Source organism: Rickettsiales endosymbiont of Stachyamoeba lipophora (assembly GCF_003932735.1).
GTDB lineage: Bacteria > Pseudomonadota > Alphaproteobacteria > Rickettsiales > 33-17 > RICK01.
Window position 1 is genome coordinate 914332 of record NZ_CP033611.1, and the last position, 26271, is coordinate 940602.

The 26271-nt window shown below is 32.6% G+C and carries 24 protein-coding genes and 1 tRNA gene; 20 read left to right on the plus strand and 5 right to left on the minus strand.

The features are described from left to right. Window positions 1-76 precede the first annotated feature (76 nt). Genes rpoH through mutS form a run of 3 tightly spaced genes read left to right on the plus strand, consistent with a single transcriptional unit; the run spans window position 77 to window position 4413 of the window. Entirely contained in the window at window positions 77-937 is an 861-nt protein-coding gene (gene rpoH, locus EF513_RS04190) for an RNA polymerase sigma factor RpoH (RefSeq protein WP_125216162.1), read from the plus strand. Beyond that, the gene (locus EF513_RS04195) at window positions 937-1707 is read left to right on the plus strand and encodes an ABC transporter permease (protein WP_125216163.1); all 771 of its coding nucleotides are present in this window, start codon (window positions 937-939) and stop codon (window positions 1705-1707) included. Before rpoH ends, EF513_RS04195 begins: the two co-directional genes overlap by 1 nt. A 6-nt stretch (window positions 1708-1713) precedes the next feature. Next, the gene (gene mutS / locus EF513_RS04200; protein WP_125216164.1) at window positions 1714-4413 is read left to right on the plus strand and encodes a DNA mismatch repair protein MutS; all 2700 of its coding nucleotides are present in this window, start codon (window positions 1714-1716) and stop codon (window positions 4411-4413) included. Between the two features lie 25 nt (window positions 4414-4438). Here the strand turns inward: mutS and mutM are convergent, their stop codons facing one another. After that, window positions 4439-5263, minus strand: coding sequence for a bifunctional DNA-formamidopyrimidine glycosylase/DNA-(apurinic or apyrimidinic site) lyase (mutM, locus tag EF513_RS04205; protein ID WP_125216165.1), 825 nt, complete (start codon window positions 5261-5263; stop codon window positions 4439-4441). A gap of 5 nt (window positions 5264-5268) precedes the next feature. On the opposite strand from mutM, the gene ubiE reads away from it, so the two are divergent. Continuing rightward, window positions 5269-6045 carry a bifunctional demethylmenaquinone methyltransferase/2-methoxy-6-polyprenyl-1,4-benzoquinol methylase UbiE gene (gene ubiE, locus EF513_RS04210; protein WP_125216166.1) on the plus strand — a complete coding sequence of 259 codons (777 nt, stop codon included), beginning with the start codon at window positions 5269-5271 and terminating at the stop codon, window positions 6043-6045. Beyond that, window positions 6046-7389, plus strand: coding sequence for a 2-polyprenylphenol 6-hydroxylase (gene ubiB / locus EF513_RS04215; RefSeq protein ID WP_125216167.1), 1344 nt, complete (start codon window positions 6046-6048; stop codon window positions 7387-7389). 453 nt (window positions 7390-7842) lie between these two features. Here ubiB and nth read toward each other — a convergent pair whose 3' ends face one another. Both nth and EF513_RS04225 read right to left on the minus strand, forming a co-directional pair. Further along, entirely contained in the window at window positions 7843-8571 is a 729-nt protein-coding gene (gene nth, locus EF513_RS04220) for an endonuclease III (RefSeq protein ID WP_125216168.1), read from the minus strand. After that, complete coding sequence (locus tag EF513_RS04225) at window positions 8498-8842, minus strand: hypothetical protein (protein ID WP_125216169.1); 345 nt, start codon at window positions 8840-8842, stop codon at window positions 8498-8500. Before EF513_RS04225 ends, nth begins: the two co-directional genes overlap by 74 nt. Before the next feature lie 161 nt (window positions 8843-9003). Here EF513_RS04225 and xseB point away from each other — a divergent pair, with 161 nt between their 5' ends. The 3 genes from xseB (at window position 9004) to EF513_RS04240 (ending at window position 10455) form a co-directional block, all read left to right on the plus strand. Further along, window positions 9004-9240 (plus strand): exodeoxyribonuclease VII small subunit, encoded by a 237-nt coding sequence (xseB, locus tag EF513_RS04230; protein ID WP_125216170.1) that lies wholly within the window; start codon window positions 9004-9006, stop codon window positions 9238-9240. Window positions 9241-9323: 83 nt separating this feature from the next. Continuing rightward, window positions 9324-9398: transfer RNA gene (locus tag EF513_RS04235), tRNA-Asn, on the plus strand. Window positions 9399-9645: 247 nt separating this feature from the next. Then, a complete protein-coding gene (locus EF513_RS04240) occupies window positions 9646-10455 on the plus strand; it encodes an alpha/beta fold hydrolase (RefSeq protein WP_125216171.1) in 810 nt (269 codons plus the stop codon). 478 nt (window positions 10456-10933) lie between these two features. Here EF513_RS04240 and EF513_RS04245 read toward each other — a convergent pair whose 3' ends face one another. Continuing rightward, a complete protein-coding gene (locus EF513_RS04245; RefSeq protein WP_125216172.1) occupies window positions 10934-12382 on the minus strand; it encodes a PhoPQ-activated protein PqaA family protein in 1449 nt (482 codons plus the stop codon). A gap of 641 nt (window positions 12383-13023) precedes the next feature. Here EF513_RS04245 and EF513_RS04250 point away from each other — a divergent pair. From EF513_RS04250 to EF513_RS04265, 4 genes are all read left to right on the plus strand, one after another. After that, window positions 13024-14712, plus strand: coding sequence for a zeta toxin family protein (locus EF513_RS04250; protein ID WP_125216173.1), 1689 nt, complete (start codon window positions 13024-13026; stop codon window positions 14710-14712). A 2-nt stretch (window positions 14713-14714) separates the two neighbouring features. Next, window positions 14715-14903 (plus strand): hypothetical protein, encoded by a 189-nt coding sequence (locus EF513_RS04255; RefSeq protein WP_125216174.1) that lies wholly within the window; start codon window positions 14715-14717, stop codon window positions 14901-14903. Window positions 14904-15233: 330 nt separating this feature from the next. Next, entirely contained in the window at window positions 15234-17186 is a 1953-nt protein-coding gene (locus tag EF513_RS04260) for a leucine-rich repeat domain-containing protein (protein WP_125216175.1), read from the plus strand. A 698-nt stretch (window positions 17187-17884) separates the two neighbouring features. After that, window positions 17885-18964 carry an aldo/keto reductase gene (locus EF513_RS04265; protein ID WP_164503820.1) on the plus strand — a complete coding sequence of 360 codons (1080 nt, stop codon included), beginning with the start codon at window positions 17885-17887 and terminating at the stop codon, window positions 18962-18964. A gap of 213 nt (window positions 18965-19177) precedes the next feature. Here the strand turns inward: EF513_RS04265 and EF513_RS07890 are convergent, their stop codons facing one another. Further along, window positions 19178-19321, minus strand: coding sequence for a hypothetical protein (locus EF513_RS07890; RefSeq protein ID WP_164503821.1), 144 nt, complete (start codon window positions 19319-19321; stop codon window positions 19178-19180). A 147-nt stretch (window positions 19322-19468) separates the two neighbouring features. On the opposite strand from EF513_RS07890, the gene EF513_RS04270 reads away from it, so the two are divergent. The 8 genes from EF513_RS04270 to EF513_RS04305 all read left to right on the plus strand — a co-directional run bounded on the left by EF513_RS04270 (window position 19469) and on the right by EF513_RS04305 (window position 26260). After that, window positions 19469-20665 (plus strand): NADP-dependent isocitrate dehydrogenase, encoded by a 1197-nt coding sequence (locus EF513_RS04270; protein WP_241208575.1) that lies wholly within the window; start codon window positions 19469-19471, stop codon window positions 20663-20665. Window positions 20666-20830: 165 nt separating this feature from the next. After that, a complete protein-coding gene (locus tag EF513_RS04275) occupies window positions 20831-21589 on the plus strand; it encodes a transglycosylase SLT domain-containing protein (RefSeq protein ID WP_125216178.1) in 759 nt (252 codons plus the stop codon). A gap of 71 nt (window positions 21590-21660) precedes the next feature. Next, window positions 21661-21840: a twin-arginine translocase TatA/TatE family subunit gene (gene tatA / locus EF513_RS04280; protein ID WP_410528570.1), complete on the plus strand. Its 180-nt coding sequence runs from the start codon at window positions 21661-21663 to the stop codon at window positions 21838-21840. Window positions 21841-21855: 15 nt separating this feature from the next. Next, window positions 21856-22419, plus strand: a complete 564-nt coding sequence (locus EF513_RS04285; RefSeq protein WP_125216180.1) for an exopolysaccharide biosynthesis protein — start codon at window positions 21856-21858, stop codon at window positions 22417-22419. Between the two features lies 1 nt (window position 22420). Next, the gene (locus EF513_RS04290) at window positions 22421-22837 is read left to right on the plus strand and encodes a GNAT family N-acetyltransferase (protein ID WP_125216181.1); all 417 of its coding nucleotides are present in this window, start codon (window positions 22421-22423) and stop codon (window positions 22835-22837) included. 394 nt (window positions 22838-23231) lie between these two features. Further along, window positions 23232-24077 (plus strand): hypothetical protein, encoded by an 846-nt coding sequence (locus EF513_RS04295; protein ID WP_125216182.1) that lies wholly within the window; start codon window positions 23232-23234, stop codon window positions 24075-24077. A 355-nt stretch (window positions 24078-24432) separates the two neighbouring features. Continuing rightward, a complete protein-coding gene (locus EF513_RS04300; protein ID WP_125216183.1) occupies window positions 24433-25281 on the plus strand; it encodes a hypothetical protein in 849 nt (282 codons plus the stop codon). A gap of 64 nt (window positions 25282-25345) precedes the next feature. Next, on the plus strand, window positions 25346-26260 hold the full coding sequence (locus EF513_RS04305) for an ABC transporter substrate-binding protein (RefSeq protein WP_125216184.1): 915 nt from the start codon (window positions 25346-25348) through the stop codon (window positions 26258-26260). Window positions 26261-26271: the final 11 nt, after the last annotated feature.

Sequence of the window (26271 nt, forward strand, 5' to 3'; positions counted from 1 at the left end):
ATACTTTTTATTTATAAAGTAATTGTTAAGTTAAAAATCGTTAATAGTTAATTTACTTTAAAAACCTAGGATTTTTATGAAGTCTAATTCGTTACCAGTATTAACAGATCAAGCGAGCCTTGCAAGTTATTTAGCAAAAATTAAAGCTATGCCCATGCTTGAAGCTCAGGAAGAATATATGCTGGCCAAAAGGATGATTGAGCATAAAGATATTAAGGCCGCTCAAAAGTTAGTTACTAGTCATTTAAAATTGGTCGTAAAAATTGCTAATCAATATCGTGGTTATGGCTTGCCTATGCTTGAAGTAATATCCGAGGGTAATATTGGGTTAATGCAAGCTGTACGTAAGTTTGATCCTGAGTTGGGTTTTAAGCTTGCCACCTATGCAACCTGGTGGATTAAAGCTTCAATGCAGGAATATATTCTGAAAAGCTGGTCTTTGGTTAAAATCGGCACTACCGCTGCTCAAAAAAAGTTGTTCTTTAATTTAAGAAGAATGAAATCAAAAATCTATGCTTTAGAGCATCGCGAAATGAATCCAGATGATATTAAGCAGATTGCTAAAGAATTGGAAGTAACCGAAAATGAAGTGAAAGAAATGAATCTGCGCATGTTAAGCCATGATTTATCGCTTAATCATAAAATCGGTAATACAGAAGATGATGAAGTTATTAACTTTATCCCCGAGAACAGACCTAATCAGGAAATTGTAATAATAAATAAAAATGAACAGCTATATAAAGAGAAGCTCTTTAAAAAGGCGTTAGCTGAATTGGATGCAAGAGAGTTAAAAATTGTAGAAGAAAGATATCTTAAAGATACACCCTCCACTCTTGAAGAATTAAGCCAAATGTTTATGGTATCACGCGAAAGAATTAGACAACTAGAAGAACGCGCGGTTGCCAAACTTAAAAATTACATCAGAGAAAATTACTAATGAATTTCGAATATCGTTTAAATTCCTATTATGCTTTGTTATATAAAGAAATCCGAAGATTTTTAAAAGTTTATCATCAAACCATAATTTCTCCGGCTATGTCAGGCCTAATATTATTTACAATTTTTAAAATTGCTTTTGGTGAAATTAAGTTAAATGAAACTTTTACTTATGCAGAATTTATTGCCGCAGGAATAGTTGCAATGAATATGCTGCAAAATTCTTTTGCTAATTCTTCCTCTGTCATTACTGCCGGTAAAACCATGGGTTATATCATTGATTATTATATGCCTCCTTTAAGTCCCTGGCAGATAATCTTAACCCAGGTAATAGCAGGTTTGGTAAGGTCATTGCTAATAGGGGGCGTACTAATTTCAATATTAGCATTCTTTGTTAAGTTTAATTGTAATATAACTTTCTGCAATATTGGCATTGTGTTATGTGGATGTACGTTAATAAATTTATTAGGAATTATTTGTGGGCTGCTAGCAAGGACTTTTGATGAGTTAGCTGCAATCACTAACTATCTTGTGACGCCTCTGACATTCCTTTCCGGTACTTTTTATTCAATTGATAAATTACCAGCAGTGTTGCAGCATTTAATTATATATAACCCGCTTTATTATGTGATAGATGCAACGAGGTCAATGTTGCTTGGTCTGCAGGAGGCTGATCTGAATTTTGGCTTAATGTTGCTGCTTTCGTTAAATGTGGTAGCTGTGTTAGTTAATGTAGCTATTTTAAAAGCAGGCTGGAGAATTAAATCGTAATATTTTATGACAGCAAAAATAGAAAGAATCATTAGTGAAAATACTGTAGTGAACCAACAAAATGGTTTAAGCAAAGCAACAAATAATCATATTAAAATAGCGGATAGACCTATTAGCCAATATACTCCCATAATTCAGCAATATTTACTGATTAAAGAAAATCATCTGGATGTAGTGTTGTTTTTTAGGTTAGGTGATTTTTATGAATTATTTTTTGATGATGCTATTACGGCTGCTCCCATTTTAAATGTAGTGTTAACTCGTAAAGCACAAGGTAGTGGAGACATACCAATGTGCGGGGTGCCTTATCATGCTGCTAACCAATATATTGAAAGGTTAATTGAAGCAGGCTTTAAAGTTGCAATTTGTGAGCAACTTGAAACTCCAGAGCAGGCTAAGAAACGAGGTTCGCAAGCTATTGTTAAACGGGGGGTAGTAAGAATTATTACTCCTGGAACTCTACTAGAAGAAAACTTTCTTAAAAGCCATGAATTCAACTTTTTAATTTCCTTAATTATTAATACTAACGATATAAGTATTGGATATGCTGATATTTCAACCGGATTATTTGAAGTATGTTCTGTAAGTATTAATGATATCGAAAATATATTGCTGAAACTTAATCCACAAGAAATTATTGTGTCTAACTCATATAATCAAAATGAGCTAATTAAAAATGTTTTAAATAAATGGACCAGGATTATTACGATTAAACCTAGTAGCTTTTTTGAATTGAATAAAAATTCCCGTAAGATTCAGGATTATTATCACTTAAAAAATTTAGATTTATTTAGTCAGTTTTCTAAACATGAATTAGTTAGTATTGGTTCTTTAATTGAATATATTAGTATTACCCATCAGAGCTTGCTTCCTAGGTTGCAATTTCCTCATAAGTTAAAATCACAAAATTATATGAAGCTTGATTTTAATACTATCAAGCATTTGCAACTTTTTAGCGATACTCAAGGAAATAAGCAAAGTAGCTTGTTTCATGTAATTAATAAAACGAAAACAGCCAGTGGAACAAGAGCTTTATGGCAATTTTTATATTTGCCGTTAATTGATGAAATTTCAATTAATCAGCGCTTAGAGAATGTCGAAGCTTTTATAAGCAATCAAACTTTGTGTGATAAAGTACGAGGATGCTTAGCTAGCTTTCCTGATATTGAAAGGTTATTAAATAGAATTGTTACTAATAAGGCAGGACCAAAAGATTTATTGCTACTTAAAGAAGGGCTCGAATTAAATGTAGAATTGCAACATTTATTTGAAACAGCACAAAACCAATTTAACTCATTAATAAGTTTTAGCAATACAGCTATTGAAGAAACAAAAAAAGTTGCTTCTTATATTACTCAAGCCATAGTAGAAAATCCTCCTTTATGGCATAAAGAAGGAGGATTTATTGCTCAGGGTTTTAATGAGGAATGTGATCAGTTGCAGAACCTAGTAAATAACTTAGATGCAATACTAAATAATTTTAAAGAGAAATATAAGGCTGAAACGGAAGTTAGCTCTTTAAAAATCGATTATAGTAAAAACTTAGGGTTTTGTATTGTTGTATCTCCACAGCAAGGTCAAAAATTAAAGAATAATCCTCAATATATTTTAAAACAAACCTTGGTTTCCTGCTTGCGTTTTACTACCATCGAACTAATGGAGCTTGAACAACAAATTGTTACTGCTAAAGACCAGCTGGTTAACAAAGAGGTAATTCTATTTTATGAGCTTTGTGCTTTAGTAGCGCAGCATGCGGTAGCTATACAAGAAGTTGCGAAGATAGTAGGTCTGATTGATATATTTAGTAATTTTGCCCATGTTGCTCGAGAAAATAACTATGTTAGACCGATAGTAGATAACTCGCAGCAACTAACCATTGAAAATGGTAGGCACCCAATCATTGAACAGGTGTTAAAACAGGCGCATGAAAATTTTCAACCGAATACTTGTGAATTAAATGATAAACATATAATTAATATTATCACCGGACCAAATATGGGTGGTAAAAGCACTTATTTAAGAATGACCGCGTTAATTACTATACTTGCACAAATAGGCTGTTTTGTGCCTGCGTCTGCTGCTCATATTGGTATCACCGATGCAGTCTTTGCAAGAGTTGGCGCTGGCGATGAGCTGGCAAGAGGGCTTTCAACCTTTATGGTGGAGATGTCTGAAACTGCCCAAATTTTAATTAATGCAACTAAAAAATCATTAATTATACTGGATGAAGTAGGTAGAGGAACTGCCACATTTGATGGTATGGCGATTGCTTATGCTTGCATAGAATATATTCATCACCAACTTAAATCTAAATGTTTATTTGCTACCCATTATCACGAGCTTACAGAAATGTGCCGTAATTTAGCAGGGGTAAAGTTTAAAACGGTTAAAGTCAGTGAATATAATCATAATGTAGTATTTCACCATCAGATAATTGATGGTAATGCAGATAAGTCTTATGGAATTTTTGTAGCAAAAATTGCCGGTATTCCAAAAGAAGTTTTAAATAGCGCACAAGAAACTTTAAAGCAATTGGAAGAAAAGCAGCTATCTCTTAGAATTGATGTGCCAGCTACTTTACAGCCTAAAACACATTCGTCTTTAGAAGCTTATCTGAAGAAACTTGAAATTGATGAGCTTACCCCTAAGCAGGCTTTAGAAGAACTTTATTATTTGAAAAACTTGCTAAATAAGAAACCAAATTAGCCTAAGAGCTGAATAGGTATTTTTATTATTTTTGGCAGATAGCACAATAAAAAGTAGCACGTTGAGATTGAACGATTTTAATTATTTCAGTGCTACAACTGTAGCATGCTAATTTATTTCTGCCATAGACATTAAATTCGCTTTGAAAATAGCCTTTTTCTCCATTAACCTGTTGGTAATCTTTTAAAGTAGATCCGCCTAAGTCAATCGCCTTATTTAAGGTTACTCTAATTGCATTTACCAGTTTTTGACCTTCAATAGCAGTTAAAGTGCTAGCCGGGCGTAATGGCGAGATGCCAGCTAGAAATAGGCTTTCTGAAGCGTAAATATTACCTACACCTACTACTATTTTATTATCCATTAAAGCGACTTTAATGGGAATAGATTTTGATTTTAAGGAATCTAATAAGTATGCAGTATTAAATTCATGGGTTAATGGCTCAGGTCCAAGATTAGAAAACAGGTGGTGAGTATTAAGTGATTCTTTTGCTACAGTGGTGACCAAGCCAAATCTCCGGGCATCGACTAGATAAAAAATTGTATTTTGATCCATCGTGCCAATAAAATGAGTGTGTTTAGGAAACGCGGTTTGAGTATGATCGGTAATAAATATTTTACCGCTCATACCTAAATGGATTATAAGTAATAAACCATTATCTAATTCAATTACAACATACTTAGCCCTGCGAGCTATAGCAATGACTTTACTGCCGACTAGCAAATTCTTTAAATTATCAGGAAAAGATATTCTTAATTTATATTCACTTAACTTGATATCTTTGAACTTACAGCCTAATATGCTTTTTTGTAGACCGCGAGTAACTGTTTCAATTTCAGGCAATTCAGGCATGATATATGACTTTTAATATTAATGATAATGAACAAAATAGCCAGGCTGATTTTGGCTTTAAAAAAGTAAATCGTAAAGAAAAAACTGGTTTGGTTAGTCAATTATTTGGGAGCGTGGCTAAAAATTACGACCTAATGAATGATTTAATGAGCTTAGGCATCCATAAATTATGGAAACGAGATTTTATTAAATTTTTACCTACTCTAACTGGGCAAATTTTAGATCTTGCCAGTGGTACAGGAGACATAGCTATTAATATTGCCAGATATGCTCAAAAAGAAAAAGGCATTTCAGCTAATATTACTTTGTGTGATCTGAACTTTGAAATGCTTAATATTGGGCAAAGTAAAGTTATAGATAATTTAGGAGTGAGTAATTTTACTTATGCAGTTGCCGATGGAGAAAAATTACCTTTTAAAGATAATAGCTTTGATATAGTAACCATTGCTTTTGGTATCAGAAATATTACTAATATTAATATAGCTCTTAGAGAAATACATAGGGTGTTGCGTCCTGGAGGAAAGTTCATCTGTTTAGAATTTTCTTCGGTTAATCATTCTTTTAAAAAGTTCTATGAATTTTATCTACTGCAAATCATTCCTAAAGTAGGGAAATTAGTGGCAAATGATTATGAAGCTTATAGATATTTATCAGAAAGTATTATTAAGTTTCCTAACCAGGAAAGCTTTAAAAAAATGATGGAAACTCAAGGCTTAAAAAATGTAGGTTATCATAATTTATCTCAAGGGGTTGCTGCAATCCATTATGGTTGGAAGTTTTAAATGTTTGTTAGTTTTTATCGTCTTATAGTCTTGATTGCTTTAGCGCTTTATTTTCGTATTTGGAATATTTTCTTAAGACCGAATGCAAAAAATACTGCCAATTTCAATAGGTTCTTAATTAAAATGGGTCCAAGCTTTATAAAGTTTGGTCAAACTTTATCTACTAGACCCGATATTGTTGGTTATGATGTTGCTAGGCAGCTAGCTCAGTTACAGGATAATATTCCTTCTTTTAAATTTAAATTGGCTAAGCAAAGAATTGAGCGTGATTTTAAAACTAAATTAGCTGAGTTATTTCAAGAATTTGATGAAGTGCCGGTAGCTGCTGCGTCTATTGCGCAAGTGCATTTTGCAGTTACTAAACACAACGAACATGTAGCAGTTAAAGTAACTAGGCCTAATATTAAAAGAAGAGTAGCACAAGATATTATATTGCTAAAGTTTGGAGCAAAATTAATTAGTAAATTATCTAAAAAAATTAACCGCCTTAAACCGATAGAAGTCATTAATTTTTTTGAAGAAACTATACAATTTGAACTGGATTTAAGAATTGAGGCCGCATCAGCTGACCAGCTACGCAGTAACCTAGCAAAAGATGAGGGAATTAAGATTCCTAAAATATTTTGGGAATTAACTAGCAAAAATGTCCTGACCATGGAGAAGGTAGAGGGTATTCCAATTAATAATATAGAAAAAATTAAAGCTAAGAACTTGGATTTGAAAAAAATTGCTAAGAATTTAGCCGTAAATTTTTTTAACCAGACATATCGCGATGGATTTTTTCATGGGGATATGCATCCGGGTAATATTTTTGTGGATGAGCAGCATAATATCATTTTGGTGGATTTTGGGATAATTGGCATAGCTGATCAAAAAACTAAAGTGTTTGTAGCAGAAATATTGCGCGGCTTTCTTAAGCGAGACTACTATCATGTAGCTCGGATTCATTTTGAAGCGGGATACATTCCGAAAGACCAATCTATTCATCGTTTTGCGTTGGCGTGCCGATCAATTGGAGAATCAATTGTAGGTAAAAACTCTAAAGATATTTCTATCGGCAGGTTGCTAGCTCATTTGTTTGATATTACCGAGCATTTTAAGATGGAAACGCAGATTCAGCTACTTTTATTGCAGAAAGCTTTAATTCTGGTGGAAGGCGTAGGAACTCTAATTGATCCAGAAATTAATATGTGGAGTTTGGCTGAGCCATGGATAGAAAAATGGTATATTGAAAATATTAGTTTTGAGGCGAAAGTTATGGAAGCCTTAAAAAAGTTGCCTAAATTTTTGGAAAAGATGATAGAAAAAAAGGATGGTTTTGTAGAGGATTGTCCTAAGGCATAAGTATTTATTTTTGGTAGGGATGATTTTTGATAAGCAATTAAAATCATTGTTCCAGCAAATCTATTGAATAGCTCCTAATAATTAGCTTATATCATGGCTTATGTGCTTTTTAAGTTAAATAGCTATAAGTGTTATAAACTGACCGAGAATTATTAAATAAAACTTTGATTGCCAAGTTTGTAATCTGCAGCCAAACTTACATAACTCGCTGAAAGAGTTAAATATCAAAAAATTGATTAAGCAGTACGAAAGTAAGTTAAACAAGATATGTTGAGGGGTTACTTACGGTAACAACTAAATCTTATTAGTATTAAAGCTCATCGTATGGATGCCAAACAACACAAAGGATGCTAAACATATTCTTACGGAAAGAGCCCAAGCGATACACCAAGCAGAAAAAAATGCAATGAGCCATAGAAAATTATGCTTTGATGCAATAAGCAGGCTAATGGGTCATTTGCTGCTATTAAAGTACTTACACCAAGTATTTAGCTTACATTCTAAGCATTTAGGTTGCTGTGCTTTGCAAATATACCTGCCATGTAATATTAACCAGTGATGTGCATCATGATGATATTTTTTAGGGATAGCAGTGAGTAATTTTCCTTCTAATTCTAAAGGTGTTTTGGCATAGGCAATGCCTAATCTTTGTGACACCCTAAATACATGGGTATCAACTGCGATAATTGGTACACCAAAGCCGCAATTAAGCACTACTTTAGCAGTTTTGTGCCCTACCCCAGGCAAGGCGATTAGCTCGCTGAAAGTTGAGGGAACTTGAGAATTATATTGTTCAATTAAAATACGGCTTAAGCTCAAAATATTTTTAGCTTTGGTATGATAAAGTCCGATTGATTTTATATATTGCTTTAAGCCATCTTCGCCTAAATTTAGCATATCCATTGGGGTAGTTATTTGTTGGAATAGTATATCTGTGGCTTTGTTAACAGATATATCAGTGCTTTGGGCAGATAGTGCTACTGCTACTAATAATTGATATAAATTATTAAATTTTAACTCTGTTTGAGGATGCGGATTTAAATCCTTAAAAATTTCAAAAATAGTAATTATTTCATCAAGAGTTAGGAGTGGTTGTAATGGTGTATGTTTAGTTTTGCTGTGGATCTTTGCCTGTAGCTTGATCGGATTCTTCTGCGTTAGCTTTTTCGGTGTTTTTCTCATTTATATCTATACTAAGTATGGTGTTGACGCGCCCCTCCTCTTTATTAGGAGTTAAAAAAGAAGCGTTAGGAATTATACCTTCAAGTCTTTTGATAATAACTCTTATGAAATTAGGTTTTTTATTTTCTGATTTGTCAATAGCTTCATAAACTGTTGGAGCCTCAATTTCAACAAATTCTTTATTGTTATTATACATTCTATATAATTTTTGATTCCTATTTTTTAGGAATAGTTGCTTAATAAAAAGTAATTTAAAAGGTCCTCTTGGCATAAAATTAATCAATTAAAAAATTAATGTACATCGCAATTCGTTTAAATATATATTAAATAATACACAAAAAATTAATATATTGCAAATTTTATAAAAATTATAGTTTTGTTTGCAGAAAAATTATATTATTCTTAGGCCATAGAAAAATAATAGGGGTTAAAATGACTATAGAAAATATGAGCTTTGAAGAGGCGCTCAAAAATCTTGAAGAGACGGTTAAAAAGCTTGAAGTTGGTAAAATCTCATTAAATGAAATGATTAGTAGTTATGAATATGCTTTAAAGCTCAAGGATTACTGTAGTAAAAAGCTTGAAGAGGCAAAGATTAGAGTCAATATAGTGGCAAATAATGGAGGCGAGGTTGAGCTTAAGCAATTTGAAGAAGAAGCCAACGATTAGAAAACGCTTATAAATTATAGATTTTTAAAATTTTATATTGACTAAATTTTAGGCTGATGCTAATTAATTTATATCATTATTGTTCCTCGGTAGCTCAGTGGTAGAGCAAGCGGCTGTTAACCGCTTGGTCGCTGGTTCGAATCCGGCCCGGGGAGCCACTTTTTCTTTAATCTATATTTCTATTTAACTTCCCAAATTTATAAATTTTAAATGCTGCTTGCTTAAAGAAAATTATAGTCTTATTGGCTAACTAAAAATTATAATTAAATTACCCCCAGCTTCTATTTCATCATAATTTTAATTACCTTGCGTGCCTGATGCTGTTTGGTTAATATTGACTGTTAAAGCAAATAACTAAAACACTTTAAAAAAATAAAATTTTACTATCATGGCCGAAGATAGCATATGAATAAATTTATTGGTAATTATAAACTTAATCAAATAAGGGCAGATGCTGTTAGTAGTTTAAATGTTCTTTTTTTGCCTGGACGCCCAGGTATGGGATCTGATTACCTAGCTGATTTGGTACAAAGATTAACATTACCAGGTAATTTATTTGTAGCCGATTTCCCTGGTGATGGTAATAACTTGGTTGCTAATAAGGTTGATTATGAACCGTGGAAAGATGGATTATTAAAACTAGTAAATGAGTTCAGCTCATGTATATTAGTTACCCATTCCTTTAGTGGGATGTTTGCACTGACTATAACTGAGCTTGAAAATATTTTAGCGGGCTTAATAATTATGAATGCAGCCCCAGATAAAAGCTGGATGAAAGAGCTCGGTAAAACGGCCAAAAACTATAATTTTCTAGATGAAAGTAAAATTTTTGAGCAGTTTTATAGTAATCCAACCAATGAGAATGCCGAAAAAATATTTTATTCAAGTATTCCTTACTTATTTTTGCCACATGAAGAGCAAGAAGGTAGAGAATTATTAAAGCATTGCTTCTATAATGCTCAAGCAAAATTATGGGGCGATACAGTTTTCCATCCAAATTATGAATATAAGTGGTACCCTAAAGAACTGCCAACATTATTAATAGGAAGTACTGATGATAGGCTATTGCCTATAAAGCTGTTTGATGGATATGAAGATTTTGTTAGACCAAATATTCAAAAAATAGTATTTGAAGATACTGGGCATTTCCCATGGTTAACTAAATTTGAGGAAATAAATGATGTTATGTTAGATTTTGTTATGAGTATTTACTAATTAAATCTTGTACTGTATCATCTTCTTAAAATAGAAATTTAAGACTTTTAAGGTGTTTTATCATCTCCTCAATTTCCACCATAAAAGTTCGAAATTTATCAATAACGGAAAGCCATTTTTTCTCTTATGCGCTTCCTGATAGTTTTTATCCTAAAATATTATTGGAGTATAAATACTTCATAAGCATAATATAATGAGAATAATTTCTTTAATCCTGTTAATTAATACTCTTGTCTTTCGAAAGCGTGGCTATACCACATACCAATTACTGTGATAAACAAACTACAAACTACAAAATTGCCAACCAACTTTATTTTTAGTTATGGTATCGTAGTAAATTCTGGTATAAATAAGTAAAGATAATCAGGAAATCGAAAAACAAATTTATTAGGCAATCACATAATGTTTCCTTCATTTTCGAATGCTGCTGCTTGAGCGTTACTTGAAAAAAACATTCCCGCGGTAGATACTTTTAAGTTTAAGTCAAAAACTCATTATTATAATTCGCTACTTCCTCTCCTACTACATTAACTTCCGTGGTAATTATAAATTCATGATTATCAATGTTATAATTTAACTCTACAAAAGAAGCTTGCCACCCATGTTGAAAGTGAGGCAAGGTGGCAGTGATTTGACATATTTCTTCATTTTCACAATTTATTGGTAGCTTCTCATCTTGGTAATAGCGATCGCCTAGCTCTGAAGTGAAAAAAGAAGCTATATATTTTTTGATAAAATGCCATTTAGAGTAAGAAGAGAGAAATCTAAAATCTCTATCTTCCTCGTTATTTAAGCTCCATAATATCGCCGATTCAGGTACATAAGTACTATTAATGCTTATATAATCTTGTTGTAAATCATAGTTGATTTTTGGAAGTATAGTCTTATTTAAAAGAAAATAAAAATAATTACTAACCGCATCATTTACCTTACTCATGTTATCAGTTGAATCCGCTATCAAGTTACCTGCTAGATAATGCATCGAATTAGGTAAATATCTAATATAATTATTCTCACCATATAGATCTTTAAAATAATACTTAGAGCAATCGGGTGCAAAAAAATCATCTCCACTTGCATTAATAATATATTTTGGAATTTTAAATCTTTCGTGATATTTCCCTTCAGGATCATTGGTTAAATAGGATATAGGATCTTCTATTTTTACCAAATCTAAAAAATCATTGCTTTGCAGTTTATCAATAATTCCTTCATTCATATAATCTTTTAAAGCAAGAGGGGGGCCATCTTTATATACTTCACATATATGGGCTAAGGATTTTTGAATATTTAATGGCTCAATGACAATTGGGATAAGACCACTTACTCTATCATCTTCAATCGCAGCAAGCCATGCTGCCCACCCACGTTTAGAAGGTCCTGACAGTATAAAACTATCTACGGCAAAATCTTGCTGATCCATAATTTCTTCTATTGCATCCATAGCTCTTATGATTGCTTTAGCCATTGGTAAATGGCCAGGTATATAAGGATCTTTGTTTTCCATAAAAAGCTTATATGTATAAGCAAGGATCTCATCTTCTTTTTTGAAGGAATTATTCATCAATAAATATTGGTTGGGTATATCCTGTAAGTGAGCGACAACCGCTTTATTTGAGGAGGCTATTTCAGTGTAATTGAAATTCTCTCCAGGAGAAATGAATTTTTCTTTTCCTTCTTTATCAGCAGTATATCCTGCACTAATATATAGTAATACCTGTTTATACTCGATAGAAGGAGGTATATACAAGTCTAATTTGTGAACCCATTCAGTGGTGGGAATAGTGGATTCAGGATTAAGAGGCCATCTTTGTGAATGAAGTCTATACCTTGAAAGCTCAATTTCTTCAGTTTTATTTTGGTACTCAAATTCATACTTAAAGGAATTATCATTATAATTAATAAAGTTAGTTAAAATGCTCCCCATGCGCCACCCCTCTTAATTATCACTTTGCATTTTTTACAAATTTTTATTTAGCATGATTTTAATAATTAAACAATATGGAGCGATTGTAGTATAACAATCCCCGGCGGGATTAAATAAACCAATTAACCTGATACTTTGTAATTCCAGACCCCATATGCGTATTCCCAATATTATGGCAGCTTTTAATATATTAGCTTGAGATGGCTTAAATTTTTATCGCTATAAAACTTTTTTAATAACGTCATAACCGCTTCAATCTCAATCCTATAAGTTCGAAATTTATCAATAACGGGAGCCACTCTTTACAATCACCCAAATTCATCATCATATCAAAAGACTTTCGCAAGGAAAACTCTAGCTTTATTGTATCCTTTGAAGCCTAAAAAATAATCTCGCAAAATCATTACTGAATTTCATACTCTACAAGCAAGCTCTAAAATCTTTGAGGTTATTAGGATTTAAAAGGCCTGCTTGGTTGCTCTATAGAGAATGTAATGTTTGGATTTGCAATAAGATGATTAATCAGGCGTGCATTAATTTAGAGTAGCTCGCTAGCATTACCTCAAGGCAAATAGTTAATATATTTACACTTAAGAGATAAAGTAATATAATTAAATATAATAATTAAGTGGCTGTGAGTAATGAAAAAAAATTGGTATGTAGAGAGTCTTAACCCTCAAAATTTTAATCAAATTCCTCCTATTACACTTTTTGATTCAACAAGGTATCCTTATGGCAATATCACTCCATTAGAAATACAATTAAGACAAAGTATGGCATGGCCAATCACGAGCCAAAATTTATGCAATATGAATTATGAGCATATCATTAAGCATGAGGCTATTGTTGCTATATCAACCACATTTAGAATAAATGATGAGAAACAATTAGAAAAAGCTGTGAAGCAAGCATTATATCTTGCACCTCAAATAGACATTGACCCAAAACAAGTGTTAACCGAAGCCACTAGCTTGGTTGGAAGCTATTTTAATGATACTTTAGATAATCAATCATCTACTTATAAAATATTGCAAGAATGGAGTAATAATTATGACCAAAAAATTGATTCGATAATCAATTTTAACTCTGATATCATTTCCAATTTAAGCATAAATAAAGAAGATTATAAAACTATTGAAACTAAGAAAAAGATTTTATCAGATTTGTACTTTGATAAAACTCTCATGGAAAAGTATACTGAATTAGCTGAAAAAACTATATCTAAAACTTTGAATACAGAGGAATTTAGTAACTTACAAAGGTTAACTATTCGCAATAAAGATAACCGTAAAGCCCTTCTAGTAGTTGGAGGCGCAGCATGTGGTAAAGGTAGCGTTACTGCAGAACTTAAAAAAGGTAGGACTTACGAAGATCAGGTGGAATTAAACCCTGATTTGTATAAATCTATAATTCTGCCTCATAATGAAATAGATAGATCAAAATATAACCACGAACAAACTAGACTAGCACATGGATCAATTACTCATCCAGAGAGCTCAGTTATATTCGATAAAATTGCCGAAAGATGGCAAAAAATGGCTAATGTTAATGCCGCGCCAAATATCTTAATGGATGTAGCCCGTGCTGGGCGTTGGATGACAAATACTTTGTCTTCTGGAGGAACTACAGTTGAGATCCATGCTGCAGACTTAGATAGCAATATAGCGATACACAGATCATATCAAAGAGGTGAAGCTACAGGAAGATTTATGCCTACTAAAGAACTGCTAAGGGGACATCAAGAGCAGGTTGACCTTCAATCAGACGCTTTAACCAAGAGAACGCCAAGTTCTAATTTAGTGGTATATAATTCTGAAGGACAAATTGGAGACCCCCTTAAAATTGTATTATTGGGAGATAAGGATAATAAAACAATTAGCATCTTTGATGCTAAAACGATGATAGATTATTTAAGCAAAAAGCAACTAAATATAAATGCAACAAGTCCTGAGGAACTTTATGAAAATCATAGCAATTTACAATTAACTAAAAACCTATTAGAATTTGCTAATAATTTTAAAGTTATATTTCATAATGAACATAAACAGCCCATTCTTTCAATCCATAATGAGGGAAAGGGAGTAATAGCAAATATATTTGATACTCAATTATTCAATACTGAGTTAATCTCAAATCCTAATTTGTTGAAACTAGTTACGGGTCTTAAAGAAAATACAGTAGATATAAATATTGATTTATTTAATCAAGCAATTAAAATCGGTTCAAATATTACAGCCCTTTCTGGTGGTGACAAAGCTACTTCTTCAACCCAAGCTGTTATACCAAATATTAAAGCATATCAATCACAAAATAATCAAAGAGAGCGCTAAATATGTCTGAGACAAATAACAAAAATGATGACCTGCTAAGTTATTTAAAAAAAGTAGAAACTGGTGAACATAAGGTTAGCCAAGAGGAACGCCAAAAGGCCGAAGAACGGGATGACAGGAATCATTATTCAGAAGCGATCTTACGTGAGATGAAAAAAGAGAGTAACAAAATTGGTAATGAGCGGAAATAGCAATATTAAGTAGAAGCGCAGAAGTAATAGATTCTCTGGAAAAACAAGCTTTGCATGGTTTTCACACTAATTTAATCAAGTATATAGCATGACAGCTAATTCATCATGTTGATGTAAATAGTACTATGGAAAATATCGTTTAGCTAATGAGGCTAACCTAAACAAAATCATTTAAATACTCCCTAATTTTTTAGTCAATCGTTATGCTGCTATCTAGCATGGTACTATCAGTGTCTAGTTAAAATTCACTAACGTTAATTAATTGTTTTACTATTTTTTAACTGTATGATAATGCTATTTTGTATTAATAATTAACTAGGGGAGCTCACTATGAGCCATATTACCGAAGTACCGAAAGAGATATTTGCCGCTAATATTTTTAGCTATTTTAACCAGAGGGATTTGATTAATAATATTGCAATAAAGAATTCTTTATTGCAACGAAGAGTAGGATATAAATATACTGAAACTGTTAGGTCTATTACAATAAAGTGCTTAGAAGTGTTTGACCTTGCAGCTATTAAAGCTGATATTATCCAATCAATCAATGCATTGGACATTGGGCAGGCTGAAAAGCGACAAAAAAAAGATTTAATCAAAAAAATTTGGGACCAGCTGATAAAAGGTGAAGTTGATCAGGATGCAGATTTAGCAAATATAAAGGCTATTTTTAATGGAAATATTATTTTTCAAGAGGAGGTTGCTAAGAAACTACAATCTTTATTGGTTAAATTATATCCGAACTTTAAAATCAGTATTGAGGTTACCGATAAGAATATTAGTTCAATAATTAATAAGATTAACCAAGATGCTAATTTTGCTGATAGCCTAGCTAGAATAGTACAAACGCTTGATAGAAATGATATTAATAATGATTTTAATCAGTATGAATGGAAACAGAATGTGTTACGGTTGATTTCAATTTTACCGCAATGTAGCAATTTACAATCATTGAATCTAATTTCTAATGGAATGGAAGCAGAGGATGCCAAAGCTTTAGCAGAAGTGCTGCCGCGTACTAACATACATAGCCTTAAATTAAGTAAAAACAACATAGAGGCAGAGGGTGCTAAGGCTTTAGCAGAAGTGCTGCCGCGTACTAACATACGTAGCCTTAAATTAAGTAACAATAACATAGAGGCAGAGGGTGCTAAGGCTTTAGCAGAAGTGCTGCCACATACTAACATACGTAGCCTTAAATTAAGTAACAATAACATAGAGGCAGAGGGTGCTAAGGCTTTAGCAGAAGTGCTGCCGCGTACTAACATACGTAGCCTTAAATTAAGTAACAATAACATAGAGGCAGAGGGTGCTAAGGCTTTAGCAGAAGTGCTGCCGCGTACTAACATACGTAGCCTTAAATTAAGTAAAAACAACATAGGAGCGGAGGGCACTACAGCTTTAGCAGAAGTGCTGCCACATACTAACATACATAGCATTAGTTTCACCTTAAATAACATAGGAGCAGATGGCGCTGCAGCTTTAGCAGAAGTGCTGCCACATACTAACATACATAGCCTTAGTTTAAATTATAACGACATAGGAGCAAAGGGTGCTATAGCTTTAGCAGGAGTATTACCTAGTACTAAGTTACATAGTCTTTATATACGTCATAACAATATAAAAGATGTTGGTGTCAAGGCTTTAGCAAGAGCGTTGCCTCGTACTAAGCTACATATTCTTAATTTAAATTATAACGACATAGGAGCAGAGGGTGCTAGTGCTTTAGCACAAGAGCTGCCTAGTACTAATGTATGTAGCCTTAATTTAGATGATAACCAGATAGGGTTAGAGGGTGCTATAGCTTTAGCGGAAGCATTGCCCCAGTGTGCTAACTTATATAACCTTGATTTATGCTGGAGCAACATAGGAGATGCGGGTGTTAGGTCTTTAGCGACAGTGTTGCCTCATACTAACTTACATAGTCTTGATTTAAGAGGGAACAACATAGGAGCAGATGGCGCTACAGCTTTAGCAGGAGTGTTGCCTAACATTAAGTTACATAGCCTTACATTAAGTTTAAGTAATAACAACATAGGAGTAGATGGTGCAAGAATGTTAGGTGAAGCTATTGGTAAAGCAGCAAATTGTAGAGCTATCATTAATTTTTATGATAAGGATAATCGGCAAGCTTTTGACCAGGCAAGAGAAGAACAACAGCAAATTTTACAACAGCAAGAAGTAGGGCGTCAAAAGCAAGTTGAAGCAGCACAGGCAAGCGAACCACTGTCTACCAATTTTGTAGAGCGAGTAAAAGCCGCCGGGTACTCAAACAGCTTTTAGAAGGTAATATTGGGAATAGTTGGTTTAGGCGCTTGTATATTGATTGTACTGTATAACCTAAGTTAATGAATCAGAATATTGATATTTGGACCGGATATAGCTCTTCTGATGCGAACAACTAAAAATCCGATAGTGGTACTCGTATAACAATTACAAAAAGCATGAATGACAAAAGGTAGTACAAATTAAATGAACTATTACCTTCTATTAGTAATGATCATACGGCTATGCACCTATAAATTCCTAGTACTTTCCTAATAATAAGGTTAAAGGGAATTGTGGATATTTTGTTTCAGATTACGTTGGTGAAAAAGCACTTAGGGAATAAAAGATGTATAAAAGATATTCTTAATTTTTATATAATGCTTTGAAGGATAAAAGGTAAATTACAACTTAAGTTATGATGTATAAAATATAATAAAAAAGCTAAATTGTGTTTAAAGCAATCTGTCTAAAATATATTAAAAAACTTGTTTTTTCTGAATGAGAGAAAGTAATGATTGAATATTTGTGCTGATATTTGCTAATATTAATTTTATTTAAATTTTACTTTTTATTCACCTTGTTTTTTAATTCCTTATATTTAAAGTCGTAAGTAAACTTGAAATAAAAAGTATATGCGGTCATTTCTTTTTACAATCAGTACTTTAATAATATGTGCTCTAGTGATAATAGGTATTTATAAGAGGAAAGAAGCTATGCCTACTTTACCACCAATTGCACTGGGTACTGCTACTATTGCAGGGGGGATGCCTAATAAATCCTTAGCAATGAATGTCAATCAGCAAGCGGAAATTATTAGGCAAGCTATTGAATTGTATAAAAAGTACAACTTAGAACTCTGGATTGATACAGCGCCATTATATGGAAATGGTAATGCGTTAATTGCTACTGGAATTGCTTTAGGGGAACATCCAAGCTCAGTAACTTTATCAATTAAAGTCGGGCGTATTCTAGAACAAGTAACTGACAATAAGCCATATGTCCCTGGTCCGTTTGCAGGTGAAGGGCATTATAATATCCGTTTTGATTATAGTATAAAAGGCATAAATAACTCGTTTAAGCAAAATTTTGAATTTTTAAATAAAGCTAGAAAAGAAAGAGGATGGTCCGAGCTTGCGCCTAAAGATTTTAAGAATTTAATTATATTTATTCATGATCCAGAAACTGGGATGCATGGCGCTAATACTGGCGTTATAATTAAGCAAGTAAAAAAAGAAGCTTTACCTGCGTTAAATGAACTTAAAAAGCAAAAACAACTAACCCATATTGGAGTTGGTACCAATGAGGTTGACGCAGCGCTTGAACTGGTAGATAGCAAGTTTTTAGATATCATAATGGTTGCTGGAAGATTTACTTTGCTTGCTAATAAAGCTCCTAAAGCTCCTAAAGAAATAAAGGAAGATACTGCCAAAACTATAGAGTTACTAAACGCTGCTAAACAACATGCTAAATATCTAGTCTCGGCTTCTCCTGGTAATTCAGGTTTGATGTATCCTGGGGGTAATTGGTATAACTATAAAACAGCTTCAGCAGAGATTTTAGAATTTAGAGATAAGATTATTAAAGTATTTGATAAGTATCATCTGCCAATTGATGCTGGAATATTTAGATTTCCTATAGAAGCAGGAGCGGTTGCAACAGTAATGGGTGCTTTGACATCAGAACAAATTGAAGCAAATCTAAAAAGTTTTAAGACCAAAGTACCGCTAGAATTATGGCAAGAGTTACAAGAGGAAGGACTTGTAAATTCAGCTTTAACTTTTCCTCCACAGTAAGAATTTTCAAAAATAAAAAAGAAGTTTCTCCTTATTTTAAAGCTCTATGATTTTGTAAATATAGTTTGAGAATCATATATCACCTCTAAAATTTTAAAGCCTGCTCGTTCTAAATATTTATGCATTTGAGCTTCTGTACGGTCTTGCCATTTAACTTGTAGAATTTGAGTTTATTGTTGGAGGAGGAGTTAGAAAGCTGGTGATCAAAGTACTTCACGTAAGTACGCTCCAGTTTTGCGGTTCCATATGTCCGTTCATTTGCTTAGCAGCATAAGCAAGCTTAGAAATAAATTGTAATGGGTAAAGCACTTCTTGTGCTAGTCGTTTAATTTCATATAAAAAATCGTAGTTTATCAAGCTGAGGAGCTTCTGTTTATCCTTTTTTTCTTTTATTTCATCTATTTCGTTTTGTGATCAAAAGGTAATTTATGCTTGCAGTTTAAACCTGTTTATTTTAGGCTTCGATGAAGATTTTGAAATTAACAATTAGTAATTGAGTTCATAATGAAAATTAAAGTTACCAGTCCCGTAGTCGAAATTGACGGCGATGAAATGACCAGGATTATTTGGCAAATGATTAAGGAAAAATTGATTCTTCCTTTTCTTGATATTGACTTAAAATATTATGATCTTTCAATTCAAAATCGTGATCAGACTGAGGATAGCATCACTAAAGAAGCAGCTCATGCGATCAGGCAATATGGGGTTGGTATTAAATGTGCTACTATTACTCCTGATGAAAAAAGAATGGTGGAATTTAATTTAAAAAAAATGTGGGCTTCCCCTAATGGAACTATTAGAGGAATTTTAGATGGTACTGTATTTAGGGAACCAATAATTTGTAAAAACATTCCCTTGTTGGTGAAGAATTGGCGGCAGCCGATTATTATAGCAAGGCATGCTTTTGGTGATCAGTATAAAGCCCAGGAAATGGTTATTAAAACTCCTGGTAAATTAAAATTACAGTTTATTCCTGAAGATGGTAGCAATCCTCAAGAATTAGAGGTGGTAGATTTCCCTGGTAATGGAGTGGCATTATCAATGTTTAATTTTGATAAATCGATTGAGAATTTTGCCCGTGCTTGTTTAAATTATGGGTTGCTTCAAAATCAGCCGGTTTATTTTGCAACTAAAAATACTATCTTGAAAAAATATGATGGCAGATTTAAAGATATTTTTCAGGAAATATATAATAATGAATTTAAAACTCAGTTCGCAACTAATGGGTTATTTTATGAACATCGTTTAATAGATGATATGGTGGCTTATGCAATTAAATCAGCAGGTGGCTATATTTGGGCGTGTAAAAATTATGATGGCGATGTGCAATCGGATATTATAGCACAAGGGTTTGGTTCTTTAGGGTTAATGACTTCAGTGCTGTTGGCACCTGACGGTAAAACCGTAGAAACTGAAGCGGCTCACGGTACAGTTACCAGACATTATATAGAATATCTTAAAGGTAATAAAACTTCAACTAACCCGGTGGCTTCAATTTTTGCATGGACGAGAGGTCTCATTTACCGCGGTAAGTTTGACCAAAATATGGAGCTGGTTAATTTTGCTGAAAAGCTAGAGCAAGCGTGCATCAATACTATTGAGTCTGGCAAGATGACCAAAGATTTGGCGTTGTTAACTTCCACTCCGGATAAATGGCTGAGTACCGAAGAATATATTGATGCAGTGGTTAAGGCCTTATAAGTTCATTTAACCTTATAATATACAAAGGCAGAAAATTATTATATAATTAACTAAATTCATCTGTTGAACAATTAATTACGATCATTCAAAAGCTTAAGAGTTTGAATATTCTTGATATTTTTAATAGTTAGATTTGAATGTGCATTAATTAATATAGTAAATCTTATGGTTATAAGCAAATTACTACTATTTTTATCAGCTTTGTATCTTTTGGGAGCTAATAGTTACGCCGATCCGATTGTAAAAGATGCTAATAAATGTGTTTATTATTTTGATAAATTTGAAACATATCATCAAATTCCAAGAAATTTGCTAAAAGCAGTGTCTTTAACTGAGTCGGGTATATATTATCACCGACAACAAAAACTTATGACCTGGCCATGGACTATAAATTATAAGGGTAAAGGTTATTATTTTAAAACTAAAGAAGATGCTGTTAAAGCGGTTAAGACAATTTTCGCTAATGGTGAGCGTAGTGTGGATGTGGGGTGCATGCAAATTAATTTACATTATCATCAGCAGGCGTTTAAATCACTTGATGAGGCATTTAACCCTTATCATAATATTAAATATGCTGCAGAATTTTTAAGAAAAAATTATGAGCGTACCAGTAGTTGGAATAAGGCCGTTGCAATTTATCATTCAGAAAACTTTGATAAGAGTAGACCGTATCTAGTGCGTGTTATGCAAAATTGGCGCAATCATGATGGTAAAAATACAAACTATTTTCGAATGGCTAAACAAAATTATGAGCAAACTAAGATTAAAAATGCTCCTGCAATGGTAAATAACCTAAAGAAAATTAAAGAGCGGGAGCGGGTAAAAAACGGTAGAGTAGTAATTGAAGTCAGTGGCTATGGTGCTGATAAGGGTGGTGATGCAGTATCTAAAATAAGTAATGAGATAATAGCTAAACATCAATAATAATATAATTGCGCTTTGCAGTGAAAAATTAAAACTATATACTGATTAAAAAGGAGATTAAAATGGGGATGATGAGTTTAACGCACTGGATTGTGGTGCTATTAATTGTGGTAATTTTATTTGGTGCTGGCAAATTACCTAAAGTAATGGGTGATGTAGGAAAGGGTATCAGGAACTTTAAAGCCGGTTTAAATGGTGAAGAAGCTCAAGATAATAGTGCTAACCAAACTTTAGACAATAAATCTAAGTAAAAAGTTTTAACAAGCATGAATGACGACCTTATAACTATTTATAATATTAAGCGTGCTTTAAAGAAAAAAGGCTTTGCAATTTTATTATTAATTTTTGCTTTGCCTATGGCTGTTCCGTTACCTTATCCTCCAGGGTTTACTTCGATATTAAGTATCCCTATTTTGTTGTTTGCCTATCAGTTACTTAATCAATATCCTGAGCCCTATCTACCGCATTTTATTTGTGCTAAAGGCTTTAAAAGGGAAACGCTTAGGCATTTTATCAAAAAGGCAGGCCCAGTTTTTTTTAAAATAGAAAAGTTTTTAAAGCCCCGTTTAGAGGGGGTGGTTGATGGAAAGTTTAAATATGTTTACTTTGGCGCTATATTGATTAATGGTATTTTTATCATATTACCGCTGATGTTTGCTAATGCTTTGCCGTCATTGGGAATAGTATTAATTGCATTAGGGATGATTAAAAAAGATGGGTTGTTTATCATATGCGGTATTATTGTCTCATTTATAAGTTGGCTCGTAGCTATAAGTGTTATATATTTCGGCGCTCAAGTGGTAACTAAATTTTTAGGTTTTATAATTTAAGATGAATTACAAAATAACTTCAGAACCTCCTAGCAGTATTACTAGTAAAATTATTCCTGAACTAATTACGTTGGCTCAAGAGCAAAAGGGCTTGAAACCGTTTAAAGGAGTTGCTTTTGCCATACGTGATCATAAAAATGAAATTTTAGCCGGTACTACGGCAGTCATTTATTATGGTTGTATGTTTATTGAATTATTATGGGTTGATCCGCATCATCGAAAAAAAGGCTTGGCCTCTAGTTTAGTTAAAAGATTAGAGCAAGTGGCTAAAGATAATAATTGTAATATGATTACTATTACTACCATGGATTGGGAAGCTAAGCCTTTATATGAAAAATTAGGGTATTTTGTGGAGTTTGAACGACATGGATATTACCAAGAATCTATACGTTATTTTTTAAGAAAAAATCTAGTTTAGTTAGGTTGCATACACTTAGCGTGCTACAAAGCTATTTGGGTATTGTTTAGCTACCAATGTTGATTTAATATCTGAATATAATAAATTCTTTGAAAACTAACCAATATTTTTGTTTAAAAATTTTTTGCAATATCTCTCTTATTCAGATTGCCGTACAAAACTTAGTGCGCATAAATTAATTGATATCAACTAATTTTAAATTTATTTTAAAATGTACAATTTGATGTATTAATTATTCTAAGCTTATAACCTAAGATATTCAAATTTAATCCAATTAGTTGCTTTAAAAGTTGACATTACCTAATATTATTATATTAAGCTATCGCGATACTTGATTTTGTTAACTTGTTGTTAATCATTTATCGTTATAATTTAACAAAAGGTAAGAACTTACATGATTACTAATCAAAGTGATAGAATATTTTCAGAAAGAGAACGTAGTGCCAATCCATCAGTAGTGCTGCACCAACCAATCTTTGATAGCTTAGCAGAACAAGCCATAGATTATTCGAAGTTTCTTGCGGCTAGATATCCTGATAAAATTAGTGAGAGTAAAGAATTGCAACATATTCTCTCATATTTTGGCATAAGCGACTTAGCTAGCGTCAGCAAAGAAGATTTGCAAACGCCTTTTTATTTAAATGATGAAAAAAATGAAAAATTATCGCAATTAGTTAATATTCTATATAATACTAATAAGTTATTTAGCTATGGGCTTAATATACAGGTTCCAGGATTTGGTTCATTTGATCAAGAAAAAAAAGTAAGTGTTACTAACCAAATTATAAGTAAGTTATCCAGAGGGGGTGGGGATAGGTTGGTAATAATGTTTTATGCAGTCATAGCCCAAGAAAGTGTTAAGCCTTCATATATAAAAAACAAAAAGATTAGCTGTACCCAAGTTGCTGAATATCTCAAAGTTCTTAATGGGCAATTTCATTATTTTGGAGGAGTTGATAATTCTATAACTCCAGAAGTTTTCGAAAAAATTTGCCGCTTTGTTTACGTTTCAAAAATCATTACTAAAATGAGCAGAAGTGATCAGATTGCAGCTATATATCCTATGGAGAGTTGTAAAAATTTTTGTGCTAGCTTAGCTACAAAATCTTTAGAGCAAATAGATGAAATTATCTCTAAAATTGATAAATGCAATAATAGTGAGCTCCAGGTGAAATTTGATAATCGCAGTACGGTCGCTCGCATTGTCTCTGCATCAAATGTTCATGGCATGTTTCATTAGTTAAAGTATAAGCATCCTGGTGTTATCAGCGTAAGCTGGGATGCTTAAATTTTCATTTGTTCTTATAACGCTTAATCGAATTAATATATTAGAAATATCAATTTTCTCTGTAGTTCTATCTCTTAAAATTTTTTATTATATTTTAGGCTCTTAGCTAAAAATTTATTTATCTTACCATTTACTGTAATAATCAAGCTAGATGACACTTTTATTATATTTTTCAATTGGTTAATCGATCACATTGCAAAAACGTTACTAAATATTTAATACGCTTAGTAAAAAGTTAATTGACAATATAAAGTTTATACTTATTAAACATACAAAATTAATTAACTAAAAATTAAGTGATATTAAAATGCCAAAGCAGACTACTAGAATAGTTACTAGTCCTCAAAAATTTCATCCTGATTATGTTAAAGAAGATTTTAGATGTTTAACGGATTATTTAGATAGACTTTCCCGCACTACCTTAATTAAAAGAGCGATAATTAGTTCCAACTTGCTCGAGGTACAGCATAGTTTTACAGTACATTTTTGTGATGAATTTAATTATCTTTTAGAAGAATTCTATGAGATGGAAGATTTAAACACAGTGAATGAACAAGATTTTGACAATGAGCTGTATGAGGATGTAGCAAATATTAAATTTTATATTAAGTTTATATGTAATGTAGGTATCTTGTTTGATAATAAATGGTGCTTTAATTTGAGTTATTTTCAGCAAATTTCAAATGATGATCTGAAATCTCAGGTTATGTCTGAAGTAGTAAATTATCTAGTGGGTTGTAGTAATGATGTTGAGTTGGCTAAGATAACCTTGCAGATGAGTTCACACCAATTTATCCAAGAAAAAAAGCTTAACCTTAATAATTTGGCGCAATATCTAATGGATCAGGCAGATAATTTACCCGCATATGGCCCATTTCATGGTGTGGTTAATACAGTTATTTTAAGTAAGATTTGTCGTTGTTTTTATATCGAAGAGAATTTTCAGTATCTGAACCAAGTTGAGAAATTGGTTTTAATAGGGCCTAACCAAAATTTTGCACAATTTATAACAGATCTGCCAAGCTTTGGTTTAGATAGATTGGATGGCATTGTTAATCAAATAGAGCATAGGATTCAGCAAAATAACATACCACCACATGCTACCAACCTAGTGACTGACCCACCTAGGAGATCTACCGCTGGGTTTTATCGCTAGGAAATGATAAACAAATTAACTTGAACATAGTTGTATTCATGCTAATAATGATCATGAGGTAAATATGTTCAAGTTAATTTATGCAATTATTTTTGCTATAAGCAGTCTTAACTCAGTGTATGCTACTGCTGCTATCAATGTAGCTATAACACAGATTGCTCCACATAAATCGCTCGACCAAGTAAGAGAGGGGGCGATAGATGAGCTTAAAGAACAATTCCCAAAAATCATAATCCATCATTATAATGCGGTGGGTAGTATTATTAACGCTACTAATATTGCTGCTAGCCTTAATGCTAGTGATTCGCAAGTAGTTATTGCAATTGCAACTCCCATGGCACAAAGCTTAAAACAAAAGATTAAAGATAAACCAATTGTTTTTGCCAGTGTTACTAATCCTAAGCAAGCTGAATTAGTCAAAAATTATGAGCATCCTGAATCAAATATAACTGGGGTGATTAATAATATTGCCGCCCTAGAGCAAATAAATTTTATTAAGAAAATTTTGCCTTCAGTGCAAAAAATAGGGATTATTTATAATCCTGCTGAGGCTAATTCGAATGCGATCATCCAAGATTTAAAGGCTTATGAACATAAAGGCTTAAAATTTATCCTTAAGCCTTTAAATAATTCCAATGAAGTAGTATTAACCGTAAATGCAATTCTTAAGCAGATAGATTGTTTGCTGCTTATTAATGATAATACTGTTGCAAATAGTGCTAGTGTAATTGTAAATCACCTGAAAAAAGAAAAAATTCCAGTTATTGCAGTGTTTGATGCGAGCGAGTTTGGAGTGCTAGCTAGTATTTATAATGATGAGTATACAATTGGGCGCCAAGCAGGCAAGATGGCGGTAAAACTTTTGAGGGGCGAAAAACTGGCTAATATTCCTGTTGAAACTGCTTACAAACAGTTAACAACTGTAAATAAAAAAGTAGCAGAAGAATTGGGGCTTAAGATTGCTCCTATTAATCAATAATTTTAGTAAAT

Coding starts and splice junctions, on each gene's coding strand:
- rpoH (WP_125216162.1), top strand. CDS start 77: ATGAAGTCTAATTCGTTACCAGTATTAACAGATCAAGCGAGCCTTGCA.
- EF513_RS04195 (WP_125216163.1), top strand. CDS start 937: ATGAATTTCGAATATCGTTTAAATTCCTATTATGCTTTGTTATATAAA.
- mutS (WP_125216164.1), top strand. CDS start 1,714: ATGACAGCAAAAATAGAAAGAATCATTAGTGAAAATACTGTAGTGAAC.
- mutM (WP_125216165.1), bottom strand. CDS start 5,263: ATGCCTGAATTGCCTGAAATTGAAACAGTTACTCGCGGTCTACAAAAA.
- ubiE (WP_125216166.1), top strand. CDS start 5,269: ATGACTTTTAATATTAATGATAATGAACAAAATAGCCAGGCTGATTTT.
- ubiB (WP_125216167.1), top strand. CDS start 6,046: ATGTTTGTTAGTTTTTATCGTCTTATAGTCTTGATTGCTTTAGCGCTT.
- nth (WP_125216168.1), bottom strand. CDS start 8,571: ATGAGAAAAACACCGAAAAAGCTAACGCAGAAGAATCCGATCAAGCTA.
- EF513_RS04225 (WP_125216169.1), bottom strand. CDS start 8,842: ATGCCAAGAGGACCTTTTAAATTACTTTTTATTAAGCAACTATTCCTA.
- xseB (WP_125216170.1), top strand. CDS start 9,004: ATGACTATAGAAAATATGAGCTTTGAAGAGGCGCTCAAAAATCTTGAA.
- EF513_RS04240 (WP_125216171.1), top strand. CDS start 9,646: ATGAATAAATTTATTGGTAATTATAAACTTAATCAAATAAGGGCAGAT.
- EF513_RS04245 (WP_125216172.1), bottom strand. CDS start 12,382: ATGGGGAGCATTTTAACTAACTTTATTAATTATAATGATAATTCCTTT.
- EF513_RS04250 (WP_125216173.1), top strand. CDS start 13,024: ATGAAAAAAAATTGGTATGTAGAGAGTCTTAACCCTCAAAATTTTAAT.
- EF513_RS04255 (WP_125216174.1), top strand. CDS start 14,715: ATGTCTGAGACAAATAACAAAAATGATGACCTGCTAAGTTATTTAAAA.
- EF513_RS04260 (WP_125216175.1), top strand. CDS start 15,234: ATGAGCCATATTACCGAAGTACCGAAAGAGATATTTGCCGCTAATATT.
- EF513_RS04265 (WP_164503820.1), top strand. CDS start 17,885: ATGCCTACTTTACCACCAATTGCACTGGGTACTGCTACTATTGCAGGG.
- EF513_RS04270 (WP_241208575.1), top strand. CDS start 19,469: ATGAAAATTAAAGTTACCAGTCCCGTAGTCGAAATTGACGGCGATGAA.
- EF513_RS04275 (WP_125216178.1), top strand. CDS start 20,831: ATGGTTATAAGCAAATTACTACTATTTTTATCAGCTTTGTATCTTTTG.
- tatA (WP_410528570.1), top strand. CDS start 21,661: ATGAGTTTAACGCACTGGATTGTGGTGCTATTAATTGTGGTAATTTTA.
- EF513_RS04285 (WP_125216180.1), top strand. CDS start 21,856: ATGAATGACGACCTTATAACTATTTATAATATTAAGCGTGCTTTAAAG.
- EF513_RS04290 (WP_125216181.1), top strand. CDS start 22,421: ATGAATTACAAAATAACTTCAGAACCTCCTAGCAGTATTACTAGTAAA.
- EF513_RS04295 (WP_125216182.1), top strand. CDS start 23,232: ATGATTACTAATCAAAGTGATAGAATATTTTCAGAAAGAGAACGTAGT.
- EF513_RS04300 (WP_125216183.1), top strand. CDS start 24,433: ATGCCAAAGCAGACTACTAGAATAGTTACTAGTCCTCAAAAATTTCAT.
- EF513_RS04305 (WP_125216184.1), top strand. CDS start 25,346: ATGTTCAAGTTAATTTATGCAATTATTTTTGCTATAAGCAGTCTTAAC.